Raw genomic sequence first — 20,850 nt, forward strand, 5'->3', positions numbered from 1 at the left:
GGGGGTGCGCCGCATCCTGCGGCCTCAACACGCGCCGGGTTCGCTGATTTTGACCAGCGTCTTGCCGACGTTGACGCCGGTGAACAGGCCGTTGAGGGCGTCGACACACGACTCGATGCCCTCAAAGATGGTCTGCCGGTGGTGAAGTCGGCCCTGCGCCTCCCAGCCCCGCAGCGCGGCGAACGCCTCGTCGAAGCGGCCCCACTGATCCAGCGCGTTGAAGCCCTGCATGAGCGCGGTCTTCGAGAGCAGGTTCACATAGTTCGCCGGCCCCGGATGCTCCCCGGTCAGGTAGCTGGAGATGACGCCGCACAGCACCACGCGCGCGCGGGAGGCCAGCCGGCCCAGCACGGCGTCGAGGATGGGCCCGCCCACGTTGTCGAAGTAGACGTCGACCCGTTGCGGGCAATGCTTTTTGAGCGCCGCGACGATGTCGTCGTTCTTGTAGTCGATGCACGCGTCAAACCCGAAGTCCTCCACCACCGCCCGGCATTTCTCGGGGCCGCCCGCGATGCCCACCACCCGGGCGCCGGCGATCTTGGCGATTTGGCCGGCCACCGACCCGGTGGCCCCCGCGGCCGCCGACACCACGACCGTCTCCCCGGGCTGCGGTCGGCCGATGTCGGTCATCCCGAAGTAGGCGGTGGCGCCGGTCGGCCCGTACACCGACATGATCGCCAGCTGATCGTCCTCGCCCGGGATCGGCGTGCTGAACAGGTCGTCGCGGATGATCACGTATTCCTGAAACCCGGTCAGCGTGGTGACGACGTCGCCGACGGCGAACGCGTCACAACGCGACGCGACCACCTCGCCGATGCCGGCCGCGCGGATGACCTCACCGAGCTGCACCGGCGGGAGGTAGCTGGGCTGGTCGTCGAGCCAGGTGCGGGCGGCGGCGTCGATGCCGACGTACGTGGTGCGCAGCAGCGCCTCCCCCTCGGCGGGCTCGGGCGCTTCCGCGGTGACCATCTCCGTGTCGTCCGGCCGGACCAGCCCGGACGGGCGGCGACGCAACAACACCTGGCGGTTCGGCAAATTGGGCACGATCCCCAAAACTACCGAACGGGCCGAAAGCACAGAAGCGAATGGCATATTCAATGCATGGCAGCAAACGATGACCCGGAAGAGCGGATCCGGGAACTCGAGCGCCCGCTCGCCGAGTCGGCGTGGGCCTCAGAGCGGGGCAGCGCCCAGCCCGCCGGCCAGGCTCATCCGCCGCCAGCCCCGGGCGCCCCGCCAGCGTGGTCCTACGGCGGACCCATTCCCGGATCGCCCCCGCCGAGCCCGTCGGGCAACCGCGTGTGGTGGATCCTCGGCACCGTCGTCGTGATCGGCGTGATCGCGCTCGCGGGCGGCATCGCGGCCTTTGCCGCACACCAGATTTCCGGGGTGAAGTCGTTCATCACCTCGTCGCCGAGCGTCGCGACGAGTCCCGCCCCGTCGGCCTCGCGGCGAGCAGCGCCGTCGACCCCATCCACTCCGCCGCGGGGCACCCAGCTCAGCGTCGCCGGCATCAACGAGAACCGGACCATCGCCTGCAAGGACAACATCGTCAGCGTCAGCGGCGTTTCCAACACCGTGACGATCACCGGGCATTGCGCCAGCCTGTCGGTCTCCGGCGTGCAGAACGCGATCACCATCGAGGCCGTCGAGGCGATCACCGCGTCAGGCTTCAACAACAAGGTGACCTACCGCTCGGGCACGCCGAAGATCAGCAACTCCGGCGACTCGAACGTCGTCACCCAGGGCTGAGCCGAAAACGACTGCTACGCAGGCTCTTCGGAATCGTCGTCGAGGACGCTGACCGCGATGCCATAGGGCAGGAAACGCACCTTGCGTTTCGGGTCGAGGTTGTCCTTGTTCGCGCGCAACGCGTCGAGTTCGGTCGCATAGACCTGTTCGACGTGCGCGCCGCCGTCGGCGTCGACGGTGTAGATAGCCCACACGCCCTCACCGGCCTCGCCCGCGGTCTCGGGCGCGGGGCGGGGGCGCCGTGAGAAGTCCTCGAAAATCGTCGACCAGCCCGACCGGGCCCCGGGGGCCGCGACGAACCTGCTGACGCGCTCGAACACGTCGCGCAGCCCTTCGCTGCCTTCGCGGATCATGCGATCGAATTCCTCGGGGTCGAATCCGAACCCACCGTGCTCGCCCATCCGACCTCCTCGCCAGCGCGTGCCGTCATTGCCAGTGTGCGCTCAACTCCCCGCCGGTGCCACGTGCTAGGGGCCCGGGGGCGGCGCCGGCGGGGTGATCGGGATCGGCACCGTGACGAACGGGAAGTGCAGGTACATGGTCACAGGCGGTGCGGCCGGCGGCGGCGGTGCGGCCGGCGGCGGCGGTGCGGCTGGCGGGGGTGCGGGGGCCGGGGCGGCGGGCGGGGGCGCCGCCTGCTCGACCGGTTGCGGCACGTACTGCGGTGTCTGCCGGGCCGGGGCGCGGCGGACCGGTGCGGGGGGCGCCGACGTGGCCGTGGTCTGCGGCGCCGGTTGCTGCGCGATGGGGGCGGGCGCGGGCGCGGGGGCGGCCACCTCCGCGGTGGGCGCGGGCGCCGGCGGGGACGTGCTCGGGGCGGGCAGCTGCGCCTGCGGCGGCGTGCTCGGCGGTGCGGCCGGCAGCTGGACGGCGGGCGTGGCGGCGCTGACGCCCGAGTGGCGGCCCTGACCCGTCGGCTGATCCGCCGTCAGCGTCACCAGCACGACGCCGGCGATGACGGCGGCGATGCCGGCCAGGGCGCCGCCGGCCAGCAGCATCGCGCGGCTGCGGCGTGGGGGCTTCTCCTCTTCGTCGGCTTCGTCGGCCAGGGCGCTGTAGGCGCGGAAACCGGTGCCCGTGCCGGCATCGCCCCACACGTCGAGGTAGCCGGGGCTGACCGCCGGCGGGCTGAATTCCCCGGTGCCCGGGTCCAGCGCGTAGGCCAGGGCCGCCGTCGACGACGCGAACAGCGGCGCGTTCGCCGACGCCAGCGCGGCCCCGCGGGCCAGCGCCATGTCCGGCTCCTCGGGGCCCGTCACACGCAGCGAGGTGGCCGCCTCGATCGCGGACTTCAGCGACACGATGTCGGCTCCGCAGCCGACGATGAACACGCCGTCCGCCCCGGACCCGCCCGCATCAAGGCCGGCGACCATCGTCGCCAACTCTGCGGCCACCGCTGCGCCGTCGGCCGCGCTGATCCGGCGTCGGTGCAGATCGACGATGGAACCGTCGCCGACCTCGACCACGGCCAGCGTCGCGCTTGCGGGCTCGACGAACAGCATCGCGATGCGCTCGTAGGCGAGGGCATAACCGACCGTCTGCGCCAGCGCGGCCGCCGCCAGCAACGGCGCGACCAGCATCACGTTGCCGAGGTCGCTGGCGTTGATCGCCTCGCGCAGCGCGGCGACGTCGGCGGGGTTCGTCCAGGTGACCCCGGTGGAGCTCAGCCGGTGGCCGCCCTCGAACACTCCTTCGCGGGTGCCGCTGAGCGCGTCGATCACCCGACCGACCGCATCGCCGGCGGCGCCAACCTCGAACTCTTCTTGCTCGACGGTCACACCGTCGGCGTCTTGGCCTTCGATCGCTACCAGGCGGACCGTCCTGGGAGCCATCGACACCCCAAGCACAATGTCCACGTAACGCCTCCAAGGTCTTTCGAACGCCCCCTCGACGAGGGCATGACGGGAAACCCCGTCCGAACTTGGTGACACAAACGTTACCCGCCCGGGCGTGACCGCGCAGACGGACTGCCTAAGCAGGAAGGACGCTAATAACCCGGGCCGAAGTAGGGATTCTGGGAGCTCCCCGGATACTGCGGATACTCGTTCCCCGGATACGGCTGATACTGCGGATACTCGTTCGACGGGTATTGCGGGTACTGCGGGTATTGCGGAGTCGCGGGAGCCTGCTTCTGCGGAACCTGGATCGGTATCGGCACCGGCAGCAGCGGGACGTGGATCCACTCCGTCGTCATCGGCACCGTCGTCGTGGTGCTGGTGGTGACCGGCGCCTCACTCGTGACAGGCGGCGGCGGTGTCGTCGTGGCCGTCGGTGGGGGCGGCACCGTGGTGGTGACCGTCGGCTGCGGCGGCGCGGTCGTCGTCGGCGGCGCCGTGTGCCGCGGGGTGTAGACCGGCGCCGGCGGCGCGGTGGTCACCACGACCGGAGGCGGTGGCGGTGGCGACGGCGGCGGGGGCGGCGGTTCGGGCGGCGGCGCCGGACTGGGGATGGGTTGCGCACTCGGCGGCGGGGGCGGCGGCACCGCGGTGGGCGGCGGGGCGGCCGGAGGTGGCGCCGCGGGCTTGACCGACGGCGCCGCCGGTGGCGCGACCGAGGGCGCGGGCGGGGCCTGACGGTTTTCGATCCCGGTCAGCGTGTAGGCCACGCCGCCGACGGCGGTCATGGCGACCACCGCCGACATCCCGATGATCAACTGGGAGAACCGAAGGCGCCGCCACGGCCGGCGTTCCCGGGGTGGGTCGATGACGTTGAGCCGCATCGACCAGCCGGCCGGACCGTCCTCGTCGTAGGTTTCGCCGCCGAATCGCATCCGCAGGTCGCCGGGGTCGTCGGTCTGCGACCACGCCAGCTCGCGATCCGTGAGCGCCTCGTCGTCGATCACCAGCACATCGCCGGCGCCGAGGTCCACGACGTCGCCGGCGGCGTCGGCCGCCGCGAGCAGCCCGATCGATGTGCGGGTCCGCAGATCCAGCTCCTCCCCGCGGGAAGCCAGGATCAGCGCCCCGGAGGCCGCCGCGAAAGCCGGTTGCGACGGGGTCAGGATCGGCGTGCGTCCGTGCATCGAAAGCCGTTCGGTCACAAGCGGAATGCGCGCGCCGCCGCCGACCGTGACCACCGCCACGAGGTCCGACCAGTTCTTGCGGTAGCGCACCAGCATGTCGTCGAAGGCATAGATGAAGCCGGTCAGCCGATCCTGGATCAGCTCTTCGAGGTCATCCTGCGTCACCGTCAGGCTGCAACTGCGCCCGCCCAGCTCGGCGACGATGTCGGTGGCCATCTCGACCGACAGCCGCTCCTTGGCCGCGCGGCACTGTTCCCTGAGTTCGCCGAGCTGGCCGACGCCGGCGGTGCTGCCCGGGTCCAGGCCGCTGCCGTGGCCCAGCTCCTCGAAGGCGCGCAGCTGCAACTCCTGGTCGATCTCCTCTCCGGACAACGCGGCGTACCGCATTGTGGCGCTGACGAGTTCGAAGTCACCGGCGACGTTCACCAGCGTGGCCGACGTGCCGCTGCCGCCGAAGTCGAGCAGTCCGACCACGCCCTCGTCGGGCAGGCCGAGCTCGGATTTCACCGCGGTCAACGACGCGATCGCATCCGAGACCAGGCAGGGCGCCATCCCGCTTCGGACGAAACCCACATGGGTGCGCAAGGCGTCGCGCAGCGACTGCACCGTGCTGGGTTTCCAATGCGCGGGAACGGCGATGGAGATCTCCGAAGACGCCGCATCCGCGCCGGCGGCGAGCACCATCGCGTCCAGGGCCTCCACCGTCAACAGCTCCGGGTCATGCGCAGAACCGTCGGGCGAGACCAGCGCGACCGAATCCCCGATGCGCTCGATGAAGTTCTTCATCGGCACGCCCGGCTCGGCTAGCGGCGGATTCTCTTCGGGCACACCAATTTTCGGTGCACAGTGCGGATAAAGGGTGAGCACGCACCGGCGGCTAACCGGTGGGCTTCCATTACGCGCAGCGACCAGGTTCGTGGTCCCGATCGACAACCCAAGTGGGTCGTACATAGAGCGAAAACCTTCGTCTATAGGGGTCGGTGGCCAGCGTTAACCATAGCCTCGGACACGCCCAAAGCCGATGCTTCGCAATGTCATTGGTATCCGCTCGATGCGGTTGCGACACCGAAGCGGTACCGAAAACCCCTTGACAAGAAGCCTTTTGTTACAACACGGTCAGCGGCAGCGAACGCCTGGGCTCGAACTGGAAGGTCGTTCCGCCGCTGACCCTGACCACCGAAACCTCTGGCAGTTCCTCGGTAGGCGAGTCGGTTTCGACCAGTTCCGCCGTCCAGTCGGTGGCCGTTCCGCTAACTCGAACCTCGACGCGCGGTTCCACCGCGGTGGCGATCGCCTGCAGCGGCTGCGTGGATTTCGGCGAGCACAGCGAGATCCAGGAGCGGTCGTCATGGGCCGGCGACGGGCGGACGTGCAGCCGGTTGGACTCCGCCTCGGCGACAACGTAGCCCGCGGGGTTCAGCAGCGGGTGCAACTCGAGCACGCGGCGCACGCCGTCGATCCCGCCCGGAAGCTTCAGCGCGCGGTGGATGCGTTCGGCGGCCACGCCCGCGATGCCGATCAGGCCGCGGGTACACACGCCGACGGCTTCCTCGTCGTTGGCGGCACGCGCGGCCACCGCGATCGCGAACGACAGGTACAGCAGGTGCATCTGCAGGCACACCTCATCGGCCATCCGGACCAGCGCCGAATGGGAGAAGGCGGCGAAGTCGAAATCGGACAGCAACGGACCCGAGTAATCCGCCTGCCCCTCGTCCGAGCGATCGATGGGATCGAGTTCCCATGTCGCGGCGCGGGTTTGGCTGACGATGTCCAGGGCCGGGATGGCCTGTGCCTCGGGGTAGGACTCGTCGATGATGACGGTCCACGCGCAGTGCGGATGCCGGTCCGCCGGCGTTCGCGGTGGCCGGTGGATGGGGCGTACCTGCGCGCGCGGGTTGGTCGCGATCGCGGTGGCGTCGAAGGTCGGGTCCTCGATGGTGTGGCACATCCCGAACACGTACTGTTCGCCCATCGGCTCCACGTCGAGCAGGGCGCCGCAGTGGTCGAGCTGGAATTCGCCGTGCCACCGGTCGTGGACGGTGTAGCGGAAGTCCATGAATTGCGGTGGCGCGCCGATATCGAGCTGCAGGCCCTTGAAAATCGTTGGCACGTCGTTGCCCTCGTAGTTCAGCGCTTTCTGCATGCGCCTGGTGTAGATCGGGCTGGCGCCCGCCCATTCCTCGATGGCGATCTGCACCATCTCGTCGCGACCGAACGAGGAAATGCACCAGGCCATCCCGGACCGGTCGATCAGCTGTCCGATCAGCAGCAGTTCGGGAACCAGAACGACGAGCTCGTCGCGGGACAATTGCGCGTATCGCGAGGGGCTGCTCACGCCCCAAAAATAGACTTGGCTATGTTATAAAGTCAACAATGCCCATTGTTGCTGGCCAGACGCCCGGTCGCCCCGTCGGCCCCACCCGGCGAACCACCGCGCCCCGCAAGCGCGGCGATGACACCCGGGCGAAGATCATCGAGGAGACGGTCCGCTGCATCGTGGAGGAGGGATTCTCCGCCGCCACGGCCAAGCACGTCGCCGAACGCGCGGGCGTGACGTGGGGGGTGATCCAGTACCACTTCGGGGACCGCAACGGCCTGCTGATGGCCGTGGTGGACGACGGGGTGGCCCGGCTGGTGGACAGCCTGTCGTCGGCCGACGTCAGCGAGCTACCGCTGCGGAGGCGCATCGAGGTCGTCGTCGACACCGCCTGGAGCTGCTACAGCAGCCCGACGTCGATGGCCGCCTTCGAAATCCTGCGCGAGACGCGCGGCGGCCCCGACCCGTCGTCGCGGCGACACCTGCTCGACATGAACACCGCGATCGGCCAACTGGGGCGGTTGATCACCACCGAGCCCGCGCATGCCGGTGTGGCCGAAGTCATTTGGGCCACGCTGCGCGGTGTGGTGCTGGCGCAGATGGTCACCGGCACCGCCGTCGATTGGAGCCTGGAGCGGCGGGCCCTCATCGACATGGTCACCACCTACCTCGCCGACCGCGACACTTGACCCGCCGGCTCTTCGATGCGAAAGCGAACGGCTCACCAGCGTGTGCTGCAATGACGGGATGACCCTCGACGATCTGGCCGATATCGAAGCGATCAAGCAAGTCAAATACCGGTATCTGCGCGCGCTGGACACCAAGCATTGGGATGACTTCGCCGACACCCTGGCTGAGGACATCAAGGCCGATTACGGGCCCTCGATCGGCAACGAGCTGCACTTCACCAATCGCGCCGACTTGGTGGAGTACATGCGGACGTCGCTGCCGGCGAACGTCATCACCGAACACCGGGTGACGCATCCGGACATCACCGTCACCGGCGACACCGCCACGGGCAGTTGGTATCTGCAGGACCGGGTGATGGTCGCCGATCTCAACTTCATGTTGATCGGGGCGGCCTTCTACCGCGACACCTACCGCCGCACGGATGCCGGCTGGAAGATCAGCGGCACCGGCTACGACCGAACCTATGACGCCACAATGTCTTTGGAGGGCATGAACTTCACGCTCAAGCCCGGTCGCGCGGTCGCCACCGACTGAGGCGCTACTTCGTGATGGCGATGACCGCGCCGGGCCGCAGCCATTTCATGATCGACACCAGCTGAGCGTCGTCGACGGCCACGCATCCCTCGGTGGGTTTGCCGTCGGTGGTGTGGAAGAAGAACGCCGCACCCCCGCCCGGTGTCTTGTTCTTGTTGACACCCATCACGACCGCGTGCTTGTACTGCGGGATTTGCAGGTTCTCGCTTTCGGCGGTGTTGAACGGGCACTGGGCCTTCTGGCACACCTGCATCGAGTTGAACGTGGCGCTGTGGTCGTCGCCGCTCCACCAATAGTTGGGCCCGGACACCTGTGTGTAGGGCAGCCCGGTGCCGGGGTTCGGCGCGGTGCCGAAGGCGGAGTCCAGGGTGTAGACGCCCATCGGGGTGGCCGGAACGCCGCTCTTGGCCTGCGGCGCCATCCCCGCCGAGCCGACGTGGGTGGGGATGCCGGAACGCAGCGACTGCCAGCCGGTGCCGGTGCGCTGGAAGATCTCCATCGCCGCGTTCGAGCCGCCGGTGCTGACCACCGAAACCACCTGTGTCGCATTGCCGACCGCGTTCGCGAACCAGGGAGCGCCGGCGGCCGCGCTGATCGGCGCGAGCACCACCGAGGCGAATATCACGCACGCCGCAGCGCACAGTGACGTGAGCAGTCGGTGCATGCACTCCATCGTCCGACCCGCGCGTCCTTAGGGTCAAGTAAAGCTTTAGCCGCAGTTAGGTCACCGCGCCGTGACCAAATGCCCACCGCGACAGGGCTTTAGCTCGAGCGGTCGGGAGCCGGGGGACGAAAAACCCAGAGGCACACCAAAAAATACAGGTATCCCAGCGACCAGCCGGCCAGCACGTCGGACGGGTAATGCACGTTCAGCGCCACCCGCGAGACGCCGACCGCCGGCAGCGCCACCGCCACCGCGGCGACCGCGACGCGGCGCGTCGCGCGGTTCATCATCGGCAGCGCGAATGACAGCATCGCGAGTAGCCCGGCGGTCGCTTCGAGCGCATGACCGGACGGAAACGAGGTGCCGGCCGCCGCGACCAGCATGGTCGGCGGCCGTGGGCGGTTGGCCAGCGCCTTGGCCGCCGCCGTCGCGAACTCGTTGCACGGCGCGCACGCGAGCAACAGCACCAGCGCGGCCCGCAGGCGGCGCATCACCAGGGCGCACACCGTCGCCGCGATCCCCAGCACCGCCAGCGCACCCGGGCCCAGCACGAACGACACCGATTCGGCGAACCGCAGCCACGACGGGTGCTTGATCGCGAGCGCGCGCGCCGCGTCCAGCAGCGACCAGTCCACGCGGTACAGCCACGTCCACTGCTGGCGGTAGCCCACCCACATGAGCGCGTAGACCGCCGCGGCCAGCGCGGCGATCCCGGCGGCCAGCGGCGTCCTCGGGCGGATCATCACCCACCGATACCAGCACGGCCGCGGCGCCGGCCATGCGCCCGCCCCACGGAGCCGCGCGCGCAGTCATACTGGCGGTATGGCCGTCTTTGTCCGCAGATTGTTCGGCATCGGCAAGCTGCCCGACGAGCTGCACGCCCAGGTCGAATCGGAAGGCCTTACCTACCTTGCCGATTACGTCGCGGTGACCCGGCGATTCAGCGGCACCATCCCCGGGGTGCGGTTGCCGCACGGCGTCGCGAGCTACACGGGGTCGGTGGCGTTCACCTCGGAGCGGGTGCTGGCGACGCTGTCCATGCTGCCGCGGCTGGCCGGGCCGACGGTCAACGTGTGCTGGAACGCGCCGCAGACCGGTGCGGCGAAGGTGGAGATCTCGTCGACCGGCCTGCAGGTCGACGTCGATGTCTCCCGGGTCGACGAAAAATTCAGCGGCGAGTTGTCGCTGCACTACAAGGTCGCGATCCCGGCCGAGGTCCTCGACCGCCTGCCGCGCCGGTCGTTGGCGTTCGACATGCCGCCGGAGTACGTGTTCCGGGCGGTCGGAGTTACCTATAGTCCCTGATCGTGATCCGCGGCCACGGCGGCTGCCGCAGCACCGCCAGGCTGCCGATCACCGCGGCCAGCAGGCCGGTGAGCACCCCGATCAGCGCGAGGCGATTCCCGTCCACGGCCGGCGTCCAGGAGGCCTGGCCGTTGCGGACGGCGAAGACCCCCAGCGGTTTGGCCACCACGATGACGGTGGTGCCGTCGGGGGTCTGATAGGGCTCGCCATAGGTGCGGCCGGCGGCGGGATCGGCGGCGAGCTGCTCGAGTACATCGGACGGCTTCACGGGGACACTCCCTTCAGGACACGGTCCACGCTAATGCGGATTTCCTACGATGGCTGATGTGACCGATGAGGCATTCAGCCCGCAGGAGCGGCGGGCCGTCTATCGCGTCATCGCGGAGCGCCGTGACATGCGCCGGTTCGTTCCCGGCGCGGCGGTGGACGAGGAGGTGCTGGCGCGCCTGCTGGAGGCCGCGCACGCGGCGCCCAGCGTGGGGCTGATGCAGCCGTGGCGGTTCATCCGGATCACCGACCCGGCGCTGCGGCGCCGGATCCACGCACTCGTCGACGAGGAACGCCCGCGCACCGCTGCCGCGCTGGGCGAGCGGGCCGACGAATTCCTGGCGCTCAAGGTGGAGGGCATCCTCGATTGCGCCGAACTTTTCGTGGTGGCGCTGGGCGACGACCGTGACAAGCACGTGTTCGGGCGGCGGACCCTGCCGCAGATGGACCTGGCGTCGGTGTCGTGCGCCATCCAGAATCTGTGGCTGGCAGCGCGTTCCGAAGGCCTCGGCATGGGTTGGGTGTCGCTGTTCGATCCGCGGCGGCTGGCCTCGCTGCTGGACATGCCGGACGGCGCGGAGCCGGTGGCCATCCTGTGCCTGGGGCCGGTGCCCGCATTCCCCGACCGGCCGGCGCTCGAACTGGACGGCTGGGCGGTGGCGCGGCCGCTGTCGGAGTTCGTCTGCGAGAACCGATGGGGCCGCCTCCCGTCACCCTGACTCGCCGACGCGGCGGGGATCGTCGCAGGCCGTTGCGGTATCGTCGCCGGTCGCAAGGCAAGGTGAGAGGTGACGCAATTGACGCCGGGCGAAGCCGCGGACAGCAAGGACGACCCGCGCCGCAAGGACAACGTGCTGATCGTGCACTGGCACGACCTGGGGCGCTACCTCGGCGCCTACGGCCACCCGGACGTATCGAGCCCGCGAATGGACCGCCTTGCGGCCGAGGGCATCCTGTTCACCCGGGCGCACGCCACCGCGCCGCTGTGCTCGCCGTCGCGCGGATCGCTGTTCACCGGGCGTTATCCGCAATCCAACGGCCTGATCGGTCTGGCCCACCACGGCTGGGAATACCGCAGCGGAATCCGGACCCTCCCCCAGATCCTGTCCGAATCGGGTTGGTATTCGGCGCTTTTCGGTATGCAACACGAGACCTCCTACCCGAAGCGGCTGGGGTTCGACGAGTTCGACGTGTCGAACTCCTACTGTGACTACGTCGCCGACAAGGCCGACGAGTGGCTGCGGCAAAGCGCCGACGGCCTTGTGGGACAACCCTTTCTGTTGACCGCCGGCTTTTTCGAGACACACCGCCCCTACCCCGAGGACCGATACTCCCCGGCGAACAGCGCCGACGTCGACCTGCCCGACTACCTGCCCGACACCCCCCAGGTGCGCGGCGACCTGGCCGCCTTCTACGGGGCCATCAGCGCGGCCGACGCCGCCGTCGGGCGGTTGCTGGACACGCTGGCGGACACCGGGTTGGACGCCACCACCTGGGTGGTGTTCTTCACCGATCACGGACCGGCGTTCCCCCGGGCGAAATCCACGCTGTACGACGCCGGGACCGGCATCGGCATGATCATCCGCCCGCCCACCAACCGGTCCGTGCCACCGCGCGTCTACGACGAACTGTTCAGCGCCGTCGACCTGGTGCCAACGCTGTTGGGGCTGTTGGGAATCGACGCCCCGGCCGACGTCGACGGTGTGTCACACGCGGGCGTGCTGCTGGAGCCGGACCCGCCCACCGCGCCGGTGCGCGACGAGGTGTACACGATGAAGACCTACCACGACTCGTTCGATCCGATTCGCGCGATTCGCACCAAGGACTACAGCTACATCGAGAATTACGCGTCGCGCCCGCTGCTGGATCTGCCCTGGGACATCGAGGAAAGCCCGTCCGGGGTGGTCGTGGCGCCGCTCGTCACCGCGCCGCGGCCCGAGCGCGAACTCTACGATCTGCGCGCCGATCCCACCGAAACCACCAACCTGCTGGCCGACGACGGCGCGGACGTCGACGACGTCGCGGCCAATCTCGCCGTCCTGCTGCATGATTGGCGTCAGCGCACCGGTGACGTCATCCCCTCGGAGTTCGCCGGAACCCGCATCGCCGCGCGGTACACCGAGACGTACCTGCAGATTCATCACGGCACCAAGCCGACCCCACGGTCGGCCATCGCCGCGGACCGGGGCATCGAAGAAGGCGGGCCCGCGCAGCGATAGTCGCCGCTCGTCCGATGGTGGCGACCCGCTACGCGCGGCCCGCTCCGCCCACCACGGCGACGACGAACACCCGCCGGAACGGGAAGATCGTCGTCCCGTCGGACCGCGGCGGATAGGCGTCGGACAGCAGCGGAATCAGCTCCTCGCGGAACTGCTCCCAGGTGTCGCCGTCGAGCCGCTCGCGCACCGGGACCAGCGCCGTGCCGGTGATCCATTCCAGCACCGGGTGCTCGCCGGTCAGCTGATGCAGATAGGTGGTCTCCCAGACGTCGACCCTGCATCCCGCGTCGAGCAGCAAGTTGGCGTAGTGCGCGGGCGGCTGAACCACCGCGCCGACGCGAAAAGGTATGTCGCGCAGCAATTTCGCGTACGGCTCGCGGCGGGCCAGCGCCCGCACCGCCGCGTACGACGGGGACTCGAAGTTGCCCGGCATCTGCACCCCGATCCACGATCCGGGCGCCAGCTCCCCCGCCCACCGCAGCAGCAGGTCGGCATGCTCGGGCACCCAGTGCAGCGCCGCGTTGCTGACCACCACGTCGGTGTCCGGTTGGGGCTTCCAGTCGCGCAGGTCGCCGGTGACGGCGTCGATGCCGCGTTCCTTGGCGGCGGCCACCATCTCCGGGGAGCTGTCCACCGCCTCGATCATCGCGTCCGGCCAGCGCCGGCCCAGGTACTTCGTCAGGTGCCCGGGCCCGCAGCCGAGATCGACGACGCGGCGCGCCTGCTCGGCGCCCACCCGCGACAGCAGATCGTAGAACGGCCGGCCGCGGTGGTCGGCAAAGGCCAGGTAGACGTCCGGGTCCCACATGTCGGTCCTCCTGATCAACGCGTCGTCGCTAGCCGGCTGATAGCAAACCGTATTACTCCTATGGTGCCCCTGCACCACCGCGGTGGTCCCGGGAAAAGACCGTAGCGACGGAAACCGGTGAAACGCCCTGGAAGCGCGAGCCCGCCCGGCTACCATCGGCGTTCGTGGCGCCCGACATGGATCCGATCGACCCGCCCATTCCCGTTCCCGACGTTCCCGGCGCCGATGTGCCGGCCGGCGCCGGCGGATTACCCCCCCACTCGGCGTTGTCGCCCCGTCAGCGAATGGTAGTCGAGGCATCGGCCCTCGGCGATCTGGCCCTGCGCACCTGGGTGGCCTCGTTGCTCACCACCACGGTGGCGCCGTTCGTGGTCGCGGGCGCCCTGCGGCAACCCGACACCGCGACCGAGCGGAGCAACCTCGACTTCTACGCCGAGCTGGGCGCGGCGGGAGATCCCGCGCAGTCCTTTCCGCCGCCCACGGAGTTGCCGCGGGTGACCTCGCGGCGGGCCAGCCCGCTGGCGGAGTGGGTCGCGCGCGGCACGGTCGACAACATCGCGTTCCCCAGCAGCTTCACCGCGATCAACCCCGCGATGCGTGCGCGTTGGAGCGCGTGGGGGTCCAACAACACGGTGCGCGCGCAGCATTGGCGCCACGACGACGGACCGCGGCCCACGCTGTGCGTGATCCACGGCTTCATGGGGTCGTGGTATCTGGCCAACGGTCGGTTCTTTTCGTTGCCCTGGTACTACCGGGCGGGCTACGACGTGCTGATGTTTACGTTGCCGTTTCACGGCAAGCGGGCCGAAAAGTTCTCACCCTTCAGCGGTTTCGGCTATTTCGCCGGCGGGCTCAGCGGCTTCGCCGAGGCGATGGCCCAGGCCGTGCACGACTTTCGTTCCATCATCGACTATTTGCGCCACACCGGTGTCGACCGGATCGCGCTCACCGGCATCTCGCTGGGCGGCTACACCTCGGCGCTGGTGGCCTCGGCCGACGATCGGCTCGACGCCGTCATCCCCAACTGCCCCGTCGTCACTCCCGCGACCCTGTTCGACGAATGGTTCCCGGCCAACAAGCTGGTCCGGGTGGGCCTGCGCCTCTCCGATATCAGCCACGAGCAGTTGGGTGCCGGTCTGGCCTACCACTGCCCGCTCAACTACCGGCCGCTGGTCGGCCGGGACCGCCGGATGATCATCACCGGCCTCGGCGACCGGATGGCGCCGCCGGACCATGCCGTCAAGCTCTGGCACCACTGGGATCACTGTGCGCTGCACTGGTTTCCGGGCAGCCACGTGATGCACGTGAGCCAGCTGGACTACCTGCGCCGGATGACCGAGTTCCTGCAGGAGGTCATGTTCTAGCGGCCTCGAGGGTAACGGCGGTCTCGGTGACTTCCGCGGTACCCGCCGACGACGCCCGATGGGCCCCGCCGACCAGGGTGGGCCAGTGCAGCCGGGTGAGCAGGTCCGCGGGCGCGGGCGTGTGCCCGTCCAGCCGCGTCGTGGACAGCAGGTCCAGCGCCGTCAGTGCGGGCAGGTGGTTTCCGCGCTGCGGGGTGAGCCCGTCCAGCGGCGCCTTGCGGTCCGGCGGGGTGTCGGTCTGGAAGGCGCACGCCACGGCGACGGCGGGGTGGTCCTTGTCACCGGCGATCTCCAGCGCGGTGCAGGTCTCGCGCGCAGAATGCGACCGGATGGCGTCCAGCGTCTCCGGCAAGGCCTCGTCCACCCGGATCTCGTATGCCGCAATGTAATCCGACGCGCCGCGCTGCACCCCGCGCCATCTCTCACGGGGGTTGGACGTCAGCAGCCGGGGGACGTCGTCGGGTGCGACGGCGGTGGCTTCCCATCCGGTCTCCCGGAGGTGGTCGGCCAGCCGCCGCGCCGCGACCTGAGCGGTCTCCTGCAACGGGATCCGCGGCGAGCGGGCCCGCAGCGCGGCGAGGTTCTCCGGCGCCGACACGGTGAGCCCGATCCAGGTCTCGCGCCGCGAGGCGTCGGAGGCGTTGTCCCGGCTGGTGATCCGGATCTTGTCCGCCCGGATGCCGTAGCGGTCCAGGTAGCCGGCGATCAGCGGCAGCGGCAGCACATCGGAGTCGCCCTCCGGTGCGCCCACCCGGACCAGGACGGTGGTCGCCGTGGCCGGCGGCTCCGGCGTGAACGCATTGCGACGCCCGATGATCGCCAGGCGGCGGCGCGCCAGGGTGGTGAAATACAGACCGCCCCACGCGCCGAACAGCACGATCACGACGGCCGCAGCGATGCCGAGCAGCCAGTAGTCCCGGGGCGATCGCCACGGGTAGGCCATCACCGCCGGCACAATGGCCAAGAGCGCCAACGTGATTCGCCCGCTCCCGGGGGTCGGTATCGAAATCTTGCTCACGGGGTGGGGTCCTTTCGACGGCGTGCGGCGATGGTGGTGACCGCGCCGGCCACGGCGACCAGCACGGCCAGCACGGCGGTGCCGGCCACCGCGACGGTCCGCGGTGTGGTGTTCTCGGGCGCCGGCGCCGGAGGCAGGGCGACCTGCTTCGCCGCCGCCCCGCTCGGCTGATCACCGGCGGGCAATTGCCAGGTCAAGGCGGCCACCGGGTCCACGCTGCCGGCGCCCACCACGTTGGACGGGTCACGGGCGCCGTTGTGCGCGGTCGCGGTGATGCGGTGCGTCACCGCGGTGGCCGACAGGTCGGGATACTTGCTGCGCACCAGCGCGGCGACGCCGGCGACGTAGCCGGCCGCGTAGCTGGTGCCCTTGAGGGCGACCAGTTGCTGATGGTCGTCGGGCAGGCCGTTGGCGAGGCCCGCGCCGTCACCGTTGCCGACCGACACGATGCGTTCGCCCGGCGCCGCGACGCCCACCCAGGGGCCCGCCACGGTGAATTTCGACGGCTGGCCCTCCGGGGTCAGCGACGCCACCGACAGCACGTACGGCTGCCACAACGACGGGATGGACACCGAGGTGACGCCGGCCCAGTTGCGTGGATCGTTCGGACGGCTCAGGTCGGTGAGCGGATTGGATTCGCAGGATGTCCCACCGGCGAACGATCCGGTCGGCCCGCTGTTGCCCGCGGCGGCCACGATCACCGCGTCCTTGTCCACCGCCGCGTAGCGCACGGCGGCGCCGAGGGCGGCCTGGTCGACGGGGCGGTCGACGGGCAGGCAGGTGGCCGAGCCGACGTCGATCACCCGGGCGCCGAGGTCGGCCGCGTGCACGATGGCCCGGGCGAGGGTCGCGACCTCGGACGACACCCGAGCCATCAGCGGATCGCCGCCCGGCGTGCGGGGGGAGAACCTGGCCGACGACGTCCTGATCGACACCACGCGCGCCGCGGGGGCCACGCCCGAGAACCCGTCGTCAGCCGAGGGCTGGCCGGCGATGATCCCGGCGACCAGCGTTCCGTGTCCGTCGCAGTCGGTCAGGCCGTCGGTGGTCTCGACGAAGTCGCCGCCCGGTTCGACATTGGGCAGCCGCGGGCCCGGCCGCACCCCGGTGTCGAGCACCGCGACCAGCTGGCCGTCGCCGCGCGAAAACTGCCATGCCGCCGGCAGATTCAGCGCGGACTGGCTCGGCGTGGGGGCGCCCGGATCGCTGCCCGGAATGACGCCGGACGTGACGCAGGGTCCGCGCTGCTCCATCGGCTGCACGGGCCCCGGCGCCCCGCTCGGTGGGGGGACGCCGGGATCGACCGTCGGCGGGCTGATCGCGAAAGCCGGCGGACTCGTCCACGTCGCGGTGGCCGGCAACAGTGCCAACGCCGCCGCGAGGCAGGCTGCTGGATATTGCCGCGGCCGAATCATCGATTGAGCACCAGGCTGAACAGCCCGACCACAAACGCCATGACGGGGATCAGCGAGGCATCGAGTCCGGCCGCGGCGAAGCCCACCAGCCGTCGCACGGGAAGCGAATAGCTCTCCGGCTCAGCGATACCCGGGTTCAGCGCCAGCACGATCCACACCGCCACGAGCGCCAGCAGCACCAGCGCCGCACCGAGGGCGGCGCCGTAGCGTCCCGTCGCCGTGTAGATCACCAGCAGCACGCCGGCGGTCAGATAGGGCTGGGCGAGCAGCCACGCCTTGCACGCCGCCGAGTCCCACACCCGGGCGCGCAGCACCGACGCCGCGGCGGTCGCGCCCACCACGTACCAGCCCGCGCCGCTCAGGGTCTCCGGGCGCAGCGCGATCGCCACCGAGCCCAGGACAGTGAGCAGCACCGCGGCGGCGATGAAGCCGCTCTGGTGGGCGTCGCTGATCCGCACGCGGCGGGGCAGGTCCTCGAGCACCTGCAGCGACGGCGCCGACGGCGTGGGATCCCCGGGCGCCGGAATGACCGGCAGCGGGAAGCGCGCCCACAGCGCGGACAGCTGCGCCGCTTCGATGGTGACCAGCAGCGCGGCCACGATCAGACCGCAGCCGATCGCGACCAGCTTGACGTGCCACAGCAATTCGGCCCCCGCGGCCAGCAGCACCGCCGCGCCCAGCACCGCGGTCGCGGTGAAGAATCCGGCGATGCGCTCGCGCTGCGCGCTGGGCACCATCAAGGCGATCAGCGACCACGCGGTGACACCGGCCGCGGCCAGCATCACCTGCGCAGGGCCGAACCTGCCCGGCACCGCCAGCACCAGCGCGGCGCCGATGGGCACCAGCGCGGCGATCGACAGGGCCATTCCGGTGCGCGCCGAGCGCGCCGTGGCCAGCAGGCCGACGATCGCGGTCAGGGCCGCGACCGCGCTGACCGCAACCACCCCGGACAGTGCGCCGGTGGCGACGCGATAGGTGACCGACAGGCCGGTCGCCAGGAAGGCCACGGCGATCGCCGCGGCCAGCGCGCCGCGCTGGATATGCGTTGTGCCCCAAGGCCGCAGCCGAGAGGTGGAGAAAATCATGGCGGCGTCGGCGATGTCCTCGACGATGCCGGGCGCGGCCGGGCCGACCGGCACCGGCTGCAGCGCCAGCAGGTCACCGTCGACGACTCCGACCGTGTCCAGGCTCGCGTCCAGGCTGAACGGCGCGCCGCCGATGGGCGCCAGGCTCAGTTGGGTGGCACCACCGATCTCGGCGGCGCCGCGTGAGCCGGAGCCGTCTTCCGCGTCGCCGTTCGCGGTGGCCGGAACCACCAAACGCTGGACCGCGGGCAGGATTTCGCGCAGCGGCAGCTCGGCAGGCAGGGCCATTTCCGTCAACCTGCTGTCCGCGAGGATTGCCACGCGGACGATCGGCATGACGGTTCCGGACGTCACCGGACCCTCGAAGAATGTTGCGGCCGTTCCTGGGACATCGTGCTCTCTTCTCTATTTCTTTCAGTGGTGGACGGACAGTGTTGACGGGGAGAAATCTCGCGTTGAAGGCGAAAAGTCTCGCGTTGAAGCGGAAAAGTCTCGTGCTAACCGGTGTTCGGCGAACCATCCGGCGTCTGGCAGCTGGGCGGTCAGTTGTTCGATCGCGACGGCGATCGCGAACGGCGTGCCCGGCGCGAAGGTCGAAACCCACTCGCCGTCGAACGCGCTGGACGGGCTGACCAGGACCCGGCCCTCGCTTGTGTCCACGATGCTCATCCCCACCTCGGTGGTGGAGTGCCGGCCGTCGCGGTGGCAGCCGGCAACGATCTCGACGTAGCTTCGCGACCCGTTGAACACCGACTCCACCACCGGCCGCGCCGATTGCGGAATACCAAGGTAGTCAAGGACTTCGGCGAGCGGAGCACCGGAACGCAGACGCTCGTCGGCGCGGGCGCCCACCCGGGTCGGCATGCTGAACTCGTCGAACCGCGCCGGTTGCCGCTGGGCCAGCCCGACACAGAGAACCGGAACCAGGGCGCGCGGGTCATCGATGTCCATCGCGGTGAACGTGATCAGCTGCGCGCTGCGCAACGCCACCACCGTCGTCGACGGCCGCCCGCCGGCCCCGGCGCGCTGCGCGACGATGCCGCGCAGCAGCTCGCCCGCGCCACCGGCCGCACCGGTGTCGTTGGCGGGGGGGACGTAACGCAGGTCGAGCCACCGCTCGGGGAAGCACACCACCTTGATCCACTCGGCGACGGCGGGGTTGATGAGTCCGGCTTCTGATACCAGGCCCATCTGGGTGAGCTCCGCCCTCTGACGGTCGAGGAACGCGTTGCGTTCCGCGGCGTCACGATAGGGGCAGGTGATTGCCAATACCCACGGGAAGCTTCCCGCCCCAATCGTTTCCGCGATGAACCACGCGTGATCGACCGTCAGCTCGACGGCGTTGGGAGCTGGTTCCATCAGGCTCGTTCAGCCACGAACTAGCCGCCCCACTTGGCGGCTTCGGCCTGGTCGCGGGCCAGCATCGACATGGTGTTGGCCTCGTGGGTGCTGGCCATCGACTGGTATGCGCGCACCAGGCTTTCCATGGCCTGGTTCCACTGGGCCTGCCACACCTGGTAGGTCATACCGGTATCACCTTGCCAGGCGTTGGACAGCGTGGCCTGCTCGGCGGAGATGTCGGCGCCGAGCCCCTGCATCGTGCCGGCGTAGCCCGACATGTCGGCGGCGTGGCTCAACATCGCCGGGTAGTTGTACATGATTTGCGACATCACAAGTCCTTTCGCGGGTTGGTGGCGTCTAAAAGCGGCGGTGTCAGAACGCGGTGTAACCGGAGGCGGCCGCCGCGTCCGCGGCCACATAGGTGCCGGCGGCGTCGCCGAGGTTGGCCTGGGCGATATCCAGGAGCGTGTTGACCCGCGCGGCGACCTCCACGAACCGTGCGTGCGCGGCCTGGAACGCCGCCGAGGACTCGCCCTGGTGGAAGGCCTGGGCCGACATCGCTTCCTGCTCGGCCTGGCTGATCGTGCTGCGCAGCAGCGCGGCCTTGGCGCTGAACGCCGATTGCGAGGCAACCAACTGCGGGATATGAGCGTCCAACATACTCATGGTGATTCCTTTCTATTGCGTCCGTTGGGGTTTGGAGTAATTCACCCGGATGTGGCTTACTGCCTTATCCCCCCTTCCCCGGCTCGGTTGGGCCCGTTCCGTTGACGGCTTCCTGTCCCCACGTGCCGGGCACCATTGGCATCCGTGGGCCGCCGCCGAAGTCGTCGTCGGCCAGCTTGGTCAGTCCCGCCGCCTGAAACGCCTTGTGTCGCTGCTTGGTTCCGGCGAATCCGAGCGCCCCGGCCCCCTGCGCGGACGCGATGGCCGCGGCCAGCTCCTCCTCGTCGCCGTAGTCCGGCGGCACACCGAAATCGGATTCCATATCCGCGAATTCGTCGGCGTGGTCGTGCAGTGCGGCCCGCCGCCGGCGCCGCGCTCGCGCC

At 69.8% G+C, this 20,850-nt stretch carries 22 protein-coding genes and 1 pseudogene; 7 read left to right on the forward strand and 16 right to left on the reverse strand.

The genetic code is table 11. The annotated features are described in order from the left end of the window. Positions 1–24: 24 nt before the first annotated feature. Positions 25–1,044 (reverse strand): NADP-dependent oxidoreductase, encoded by a 1,020-nt coding sequence (locus JF781_RS22055; RefSeq protein ID WP_225330023.1) that lies wholly within the window; start codon positions 1,042–1,044, stop codon positions 25–27. Positions 1,045–1,101: 57 nt separating this feature from the next. Here JF781_RS22055 and JF781_RS22060 point away from each other — a divergent pair, with 57 nt between their 5' ends. Beyond that, positions 1,102–1,752 carry a DUF3060 domain-containing protein gene (locus JF781_RS22060; protein WP_225330024.1) on the forward strand — a complete coding sequence of 217 codons (651 nt, stop codon included), beginning with the start codon at positions 1,102–1,104 and terminating at the stop codon, positions 1,750–1,752. Between the two features lie 14 nt (positions 1,753–1,766). Here JF781_RS22060 and JF781_RS22065 read toward each other — a convergent pair whose 3' ends face one another. From JF781_RS22065 to JF781_RS22080, 4 genes are all read right to left on the reverse strand, one after another. Continuing rightward, complete coding sequence (locus JF781_RS22065; RefSeq protein ID WP_225330025.1) at positions 1,767–2,153, reverse strand: hypothetical protein; 387 nt, start codon at positions 2,151–2,153, stop codon at positions 1,767–1,769. A gap of 66 nt (positions 2,154–2,219) precedes the next feature. Then, positions 2,220–3,608: a hypothetical protein gene (locus JF781_RS22070; RefSeq protein ID WP_225341304.1), complete on the reverse strand. Its 1,389-nt coding sequence runs from the start codon at positions 3,606–3,608 to the stop codon at positions 2,220–2,222. Positions 3,609–3,739: 131 nt separating this feature from the next. Beyond that, positions 3,740–5,725 (reverse strand): Hsp70 family protein, encoded by a 1,986-nt coding sequence (locus JF781_RS22075; RefSeq protein WP_225341305.1) that lies wholly within the window; start codon positions 5,723–5,725, stop codon positions 3,740–3,742. Positions 5,726–5,879: 154 nt separating this feature from the next. Continuing rightward, positions 5,880–7,109, reverse strand: coding sequence for a hypothetical protein (locus JF781_RS22080; protein ID WP_225330324.1), 1,230 nt, complete (start codon positions 7,107–7,109; stop codon positions 5,880–5,882). A gap of 38 nt (positions 7,110–7,147) precedes the next feature. On the opposite strand from JF781_RS22080, the gene JF781_RS22085 reads away from it, so the two are divergent. Next, a complete protein-coding gene (locus tag JF781_RS22085) occupies positions 7,148–7,780 on the forward strand; it encodes a TetR/AcrR family transcriptional regulator (protein WP_225330325.1) in 633 nt (210 codons plus the stop codon). 40 nt (positions 7,781–7,820) lie between these two features. Next, on the forward strand, positions 7,821–8,315 hold the full coding sequence (locus JF781_RS22090) for a nuclear transport factor 2 family protein (RefSeq protein ID WP_225330326.1): 495 nt from the start codon (positions 7,821–7,823) through the stop codon (positions 8,313–8,315). Between the two features lie 4 nt (positions 8,316–8,319). On the opposite strand, the gene JF781_RS22095 is transcribed toward JF781_RS22090, so the two are convergent. Further along, the gene (locus JF781_RS22095; RefSeq protein WP_225330327.1) at positions 8,320–8,979 is read right to left on the reverse strand and encodes a L,D-transpeptidase; all 660 of its coding nucleotides are present in this window, start codon (positions 8,977–8,979) and stop codon (positions 8,320–8,322) included. A 98-nt stretch (positions 8,980–9,077) separates the two neighbouring features. Then, positions 9,078–9,722 (reverse strand): phosphatase PAP2 family protein, encoded by a 645-nt coding sequence (locus tag JF781_RS22100; protein ID WP_225330328.1) that lies wholly within the window; start codon positions 9,720–9,722, stop codon positions 9,078–9,080. A 79-nt stretch (positions 9,723–9,801) separates the two neighbouring features. Here JF781_RS22100 and JF781_RS22105 point away from each other — a divergent pair, with 79 nt between their 5' ends. Continuing rightward, complete coding sequence (locus JF781_RS22105) at positions 9,802–10,284, forward strand: hypothetical protein (RefSeq protein WP_225330329.1); 483 nt, start codon at positions 9,802–9,804, stop codon at positions 10,282–10,284. Here the strand turns inward: JF781_RS22105 and JF781_RS22110 are convergent. Continuing rightward, entirely contained in the window at positions 10,268–10,552 is a 285-nt protein-coding gene (locus JF781_RS22110; protein ID WP_225330330.1) for a hypothetical protein, read from the reverse strand. The two genes, JF781_RS22105 and JF781_RS22110, sit on opposite strands and share 17 nt — an antisense overlap. A 49-nt stretch (positions 10,553–10,601) precedes the next feature. On the opposite strand from JF781_RS22110, the gene bluB reads away from it, so the two are divergent. Both bluB and JF781_RS22120 read left to right on the forward strand, forming a co-directional pair. Next, entirely contained in the window at positions 10,602–11,270 is a 669-nt protein-coding gene (gene bluB / locus JF781_RS22115; RefSeq protein ID WP_225330331.1) for a 5,6-dimethylbenzimidazole synthase, read from the forward strand. 69 nt (positions 11,271–11,339) lie between these two features. Next, a complete protein-coding gene (locus JF781_RS22120; RefSeq protein ID WP_225330332.1) occupies positions 11,340–12,770 on the forward strand; it encodes a sulfatase in 1,431 nt (476 codons plus the stop codon). 28 nt (positions 12,771–12,798) lie between these two features. Here JF781_RS22120 and JF781_RS22125 read toward each other — a convergent pair whose 3' ends face one another. Beyond that, the gene (locus JF781_RS22125; protein WP_225330333.1) at positions 12,799–13,578 is read right to left on the reverse strand and encodes a trans-aconitate 2-methyltransferase; all 780 of its coding nucleotides are present in this window, start codon (positions 13,576–13,578) and stop codon (positions 12,799–12,801) included. A 176-nt stretch (positions 13,579–13,754) separates the two neighbouring features. On the opposite strand from JF781_RS22125, the gene JF781_RS22130 reads away from it, so the two are divergent. Further along, complete coding sequence (locus tag JF781_RS22130) at positions 13,755–14,942, forward strand: S9 family peptidase (RefSeq protein WP_225330337.1); 1,188 nt, start codon at positions 13,755–13,757, stop codon at positions 14,940–14,942. On the opposite strand, the gene eccE is transcribed toward JF781_RS22130, so the two are convergent. The 7 genes and pseudogenes from eccE to JF781_RS22165 form a co-directional block, all read right to left on the reverse strand. Beyond that, on the reverse strand, positions 14,932–15,960 hold the full coding sequence (gene eccE, locus JF781_RS22135; protein WP_225330334.1) for a type VII secretion protein EccE: 1,029 nt from the start codon (positions 15,958–15,960) through the stop codon (positions 14,932–14,934). The genes JF781_RS22130 and eccE overlap by 11 nt on opposite strands. Beyond that, a complete protein-coding gene (mycP, locus tag JF781_RS22140; RefSeq protein ID WP_225330335.1) occupies positions 15,957–17,375 on the reverse strand; it encodes a type VII secretion-associated serine protease mycosin in 1,419 nt (472 codons plus the stop codon). Before mycP ends, eccE begins: the two co-directional genes overlap by 4 nt. After that, the gene (eccD, locus tag JF781_RS22145) at positions 17,372–18,796 is read right to left on the reverse strand and encodes a type VII secretion integral membrane protein EccD (protein ID WP_225330338.1); all 1,425 of its coding nucleotides are present in this window, start codon (positions 18,794–18,796) and stop codon (positions 17,372–17,374) included. Before eccD ends, mycP begins: the two co-directional genes overlap by 4 nt. Before the next feature lie 78 nt (positions 18,797–18,874). Beyond that, on the reverse strand, positions 18,875–19,819 hold the full coding sequence (locus JF781_RS22150; protein ID WP_225330336.1) for an ESX secretion-associated protein EspG: 945 nt from the start codon (positions 19,817–19,819) through the stop codon (positions 18,875–18,877). Between the two features lie 20 nt (positions 19,820–19,839). Then, a complete protein-coding gene (locus JF781_RS22155; RefSeq protein ID WP_008261663.1) occupies positions 19,840–20,130 on the reverse strand; it encodes a WXG100 family type VII secretion target in 291 nt (96 codons plus the stop codon). 43 nt (positions 20,131–20,173) lie between these two features. Further along, positions 20,174–20,467, reverse strand: coding sequence for a type VII secretion system protein EsxG (esxG, locus tag JF781_RS22160; RefSeq protein ID WP_008261664.1), 294 nt, complete (start codon positions 20,465–20,467; stop codon positions 20,174–20,176). A 64-nt stretch (positions 20,468–20,531) separates the two neighbouring features. After that, positions 20,532–20,850 (reverse strand): annotated as a pseudogene (locus tag JF781_RS22165) (PPE family protein); the annotation flags it as partial.

It is taken from the genome of Mycobacterium sp. WUMAC-067, assembly GCF_020217485.1.
Lineage (GTDB): Bacteria > Actinomycetota > Actinomycetes > Mycobacteriales > Mycobacteriaceae > Mycobacterium.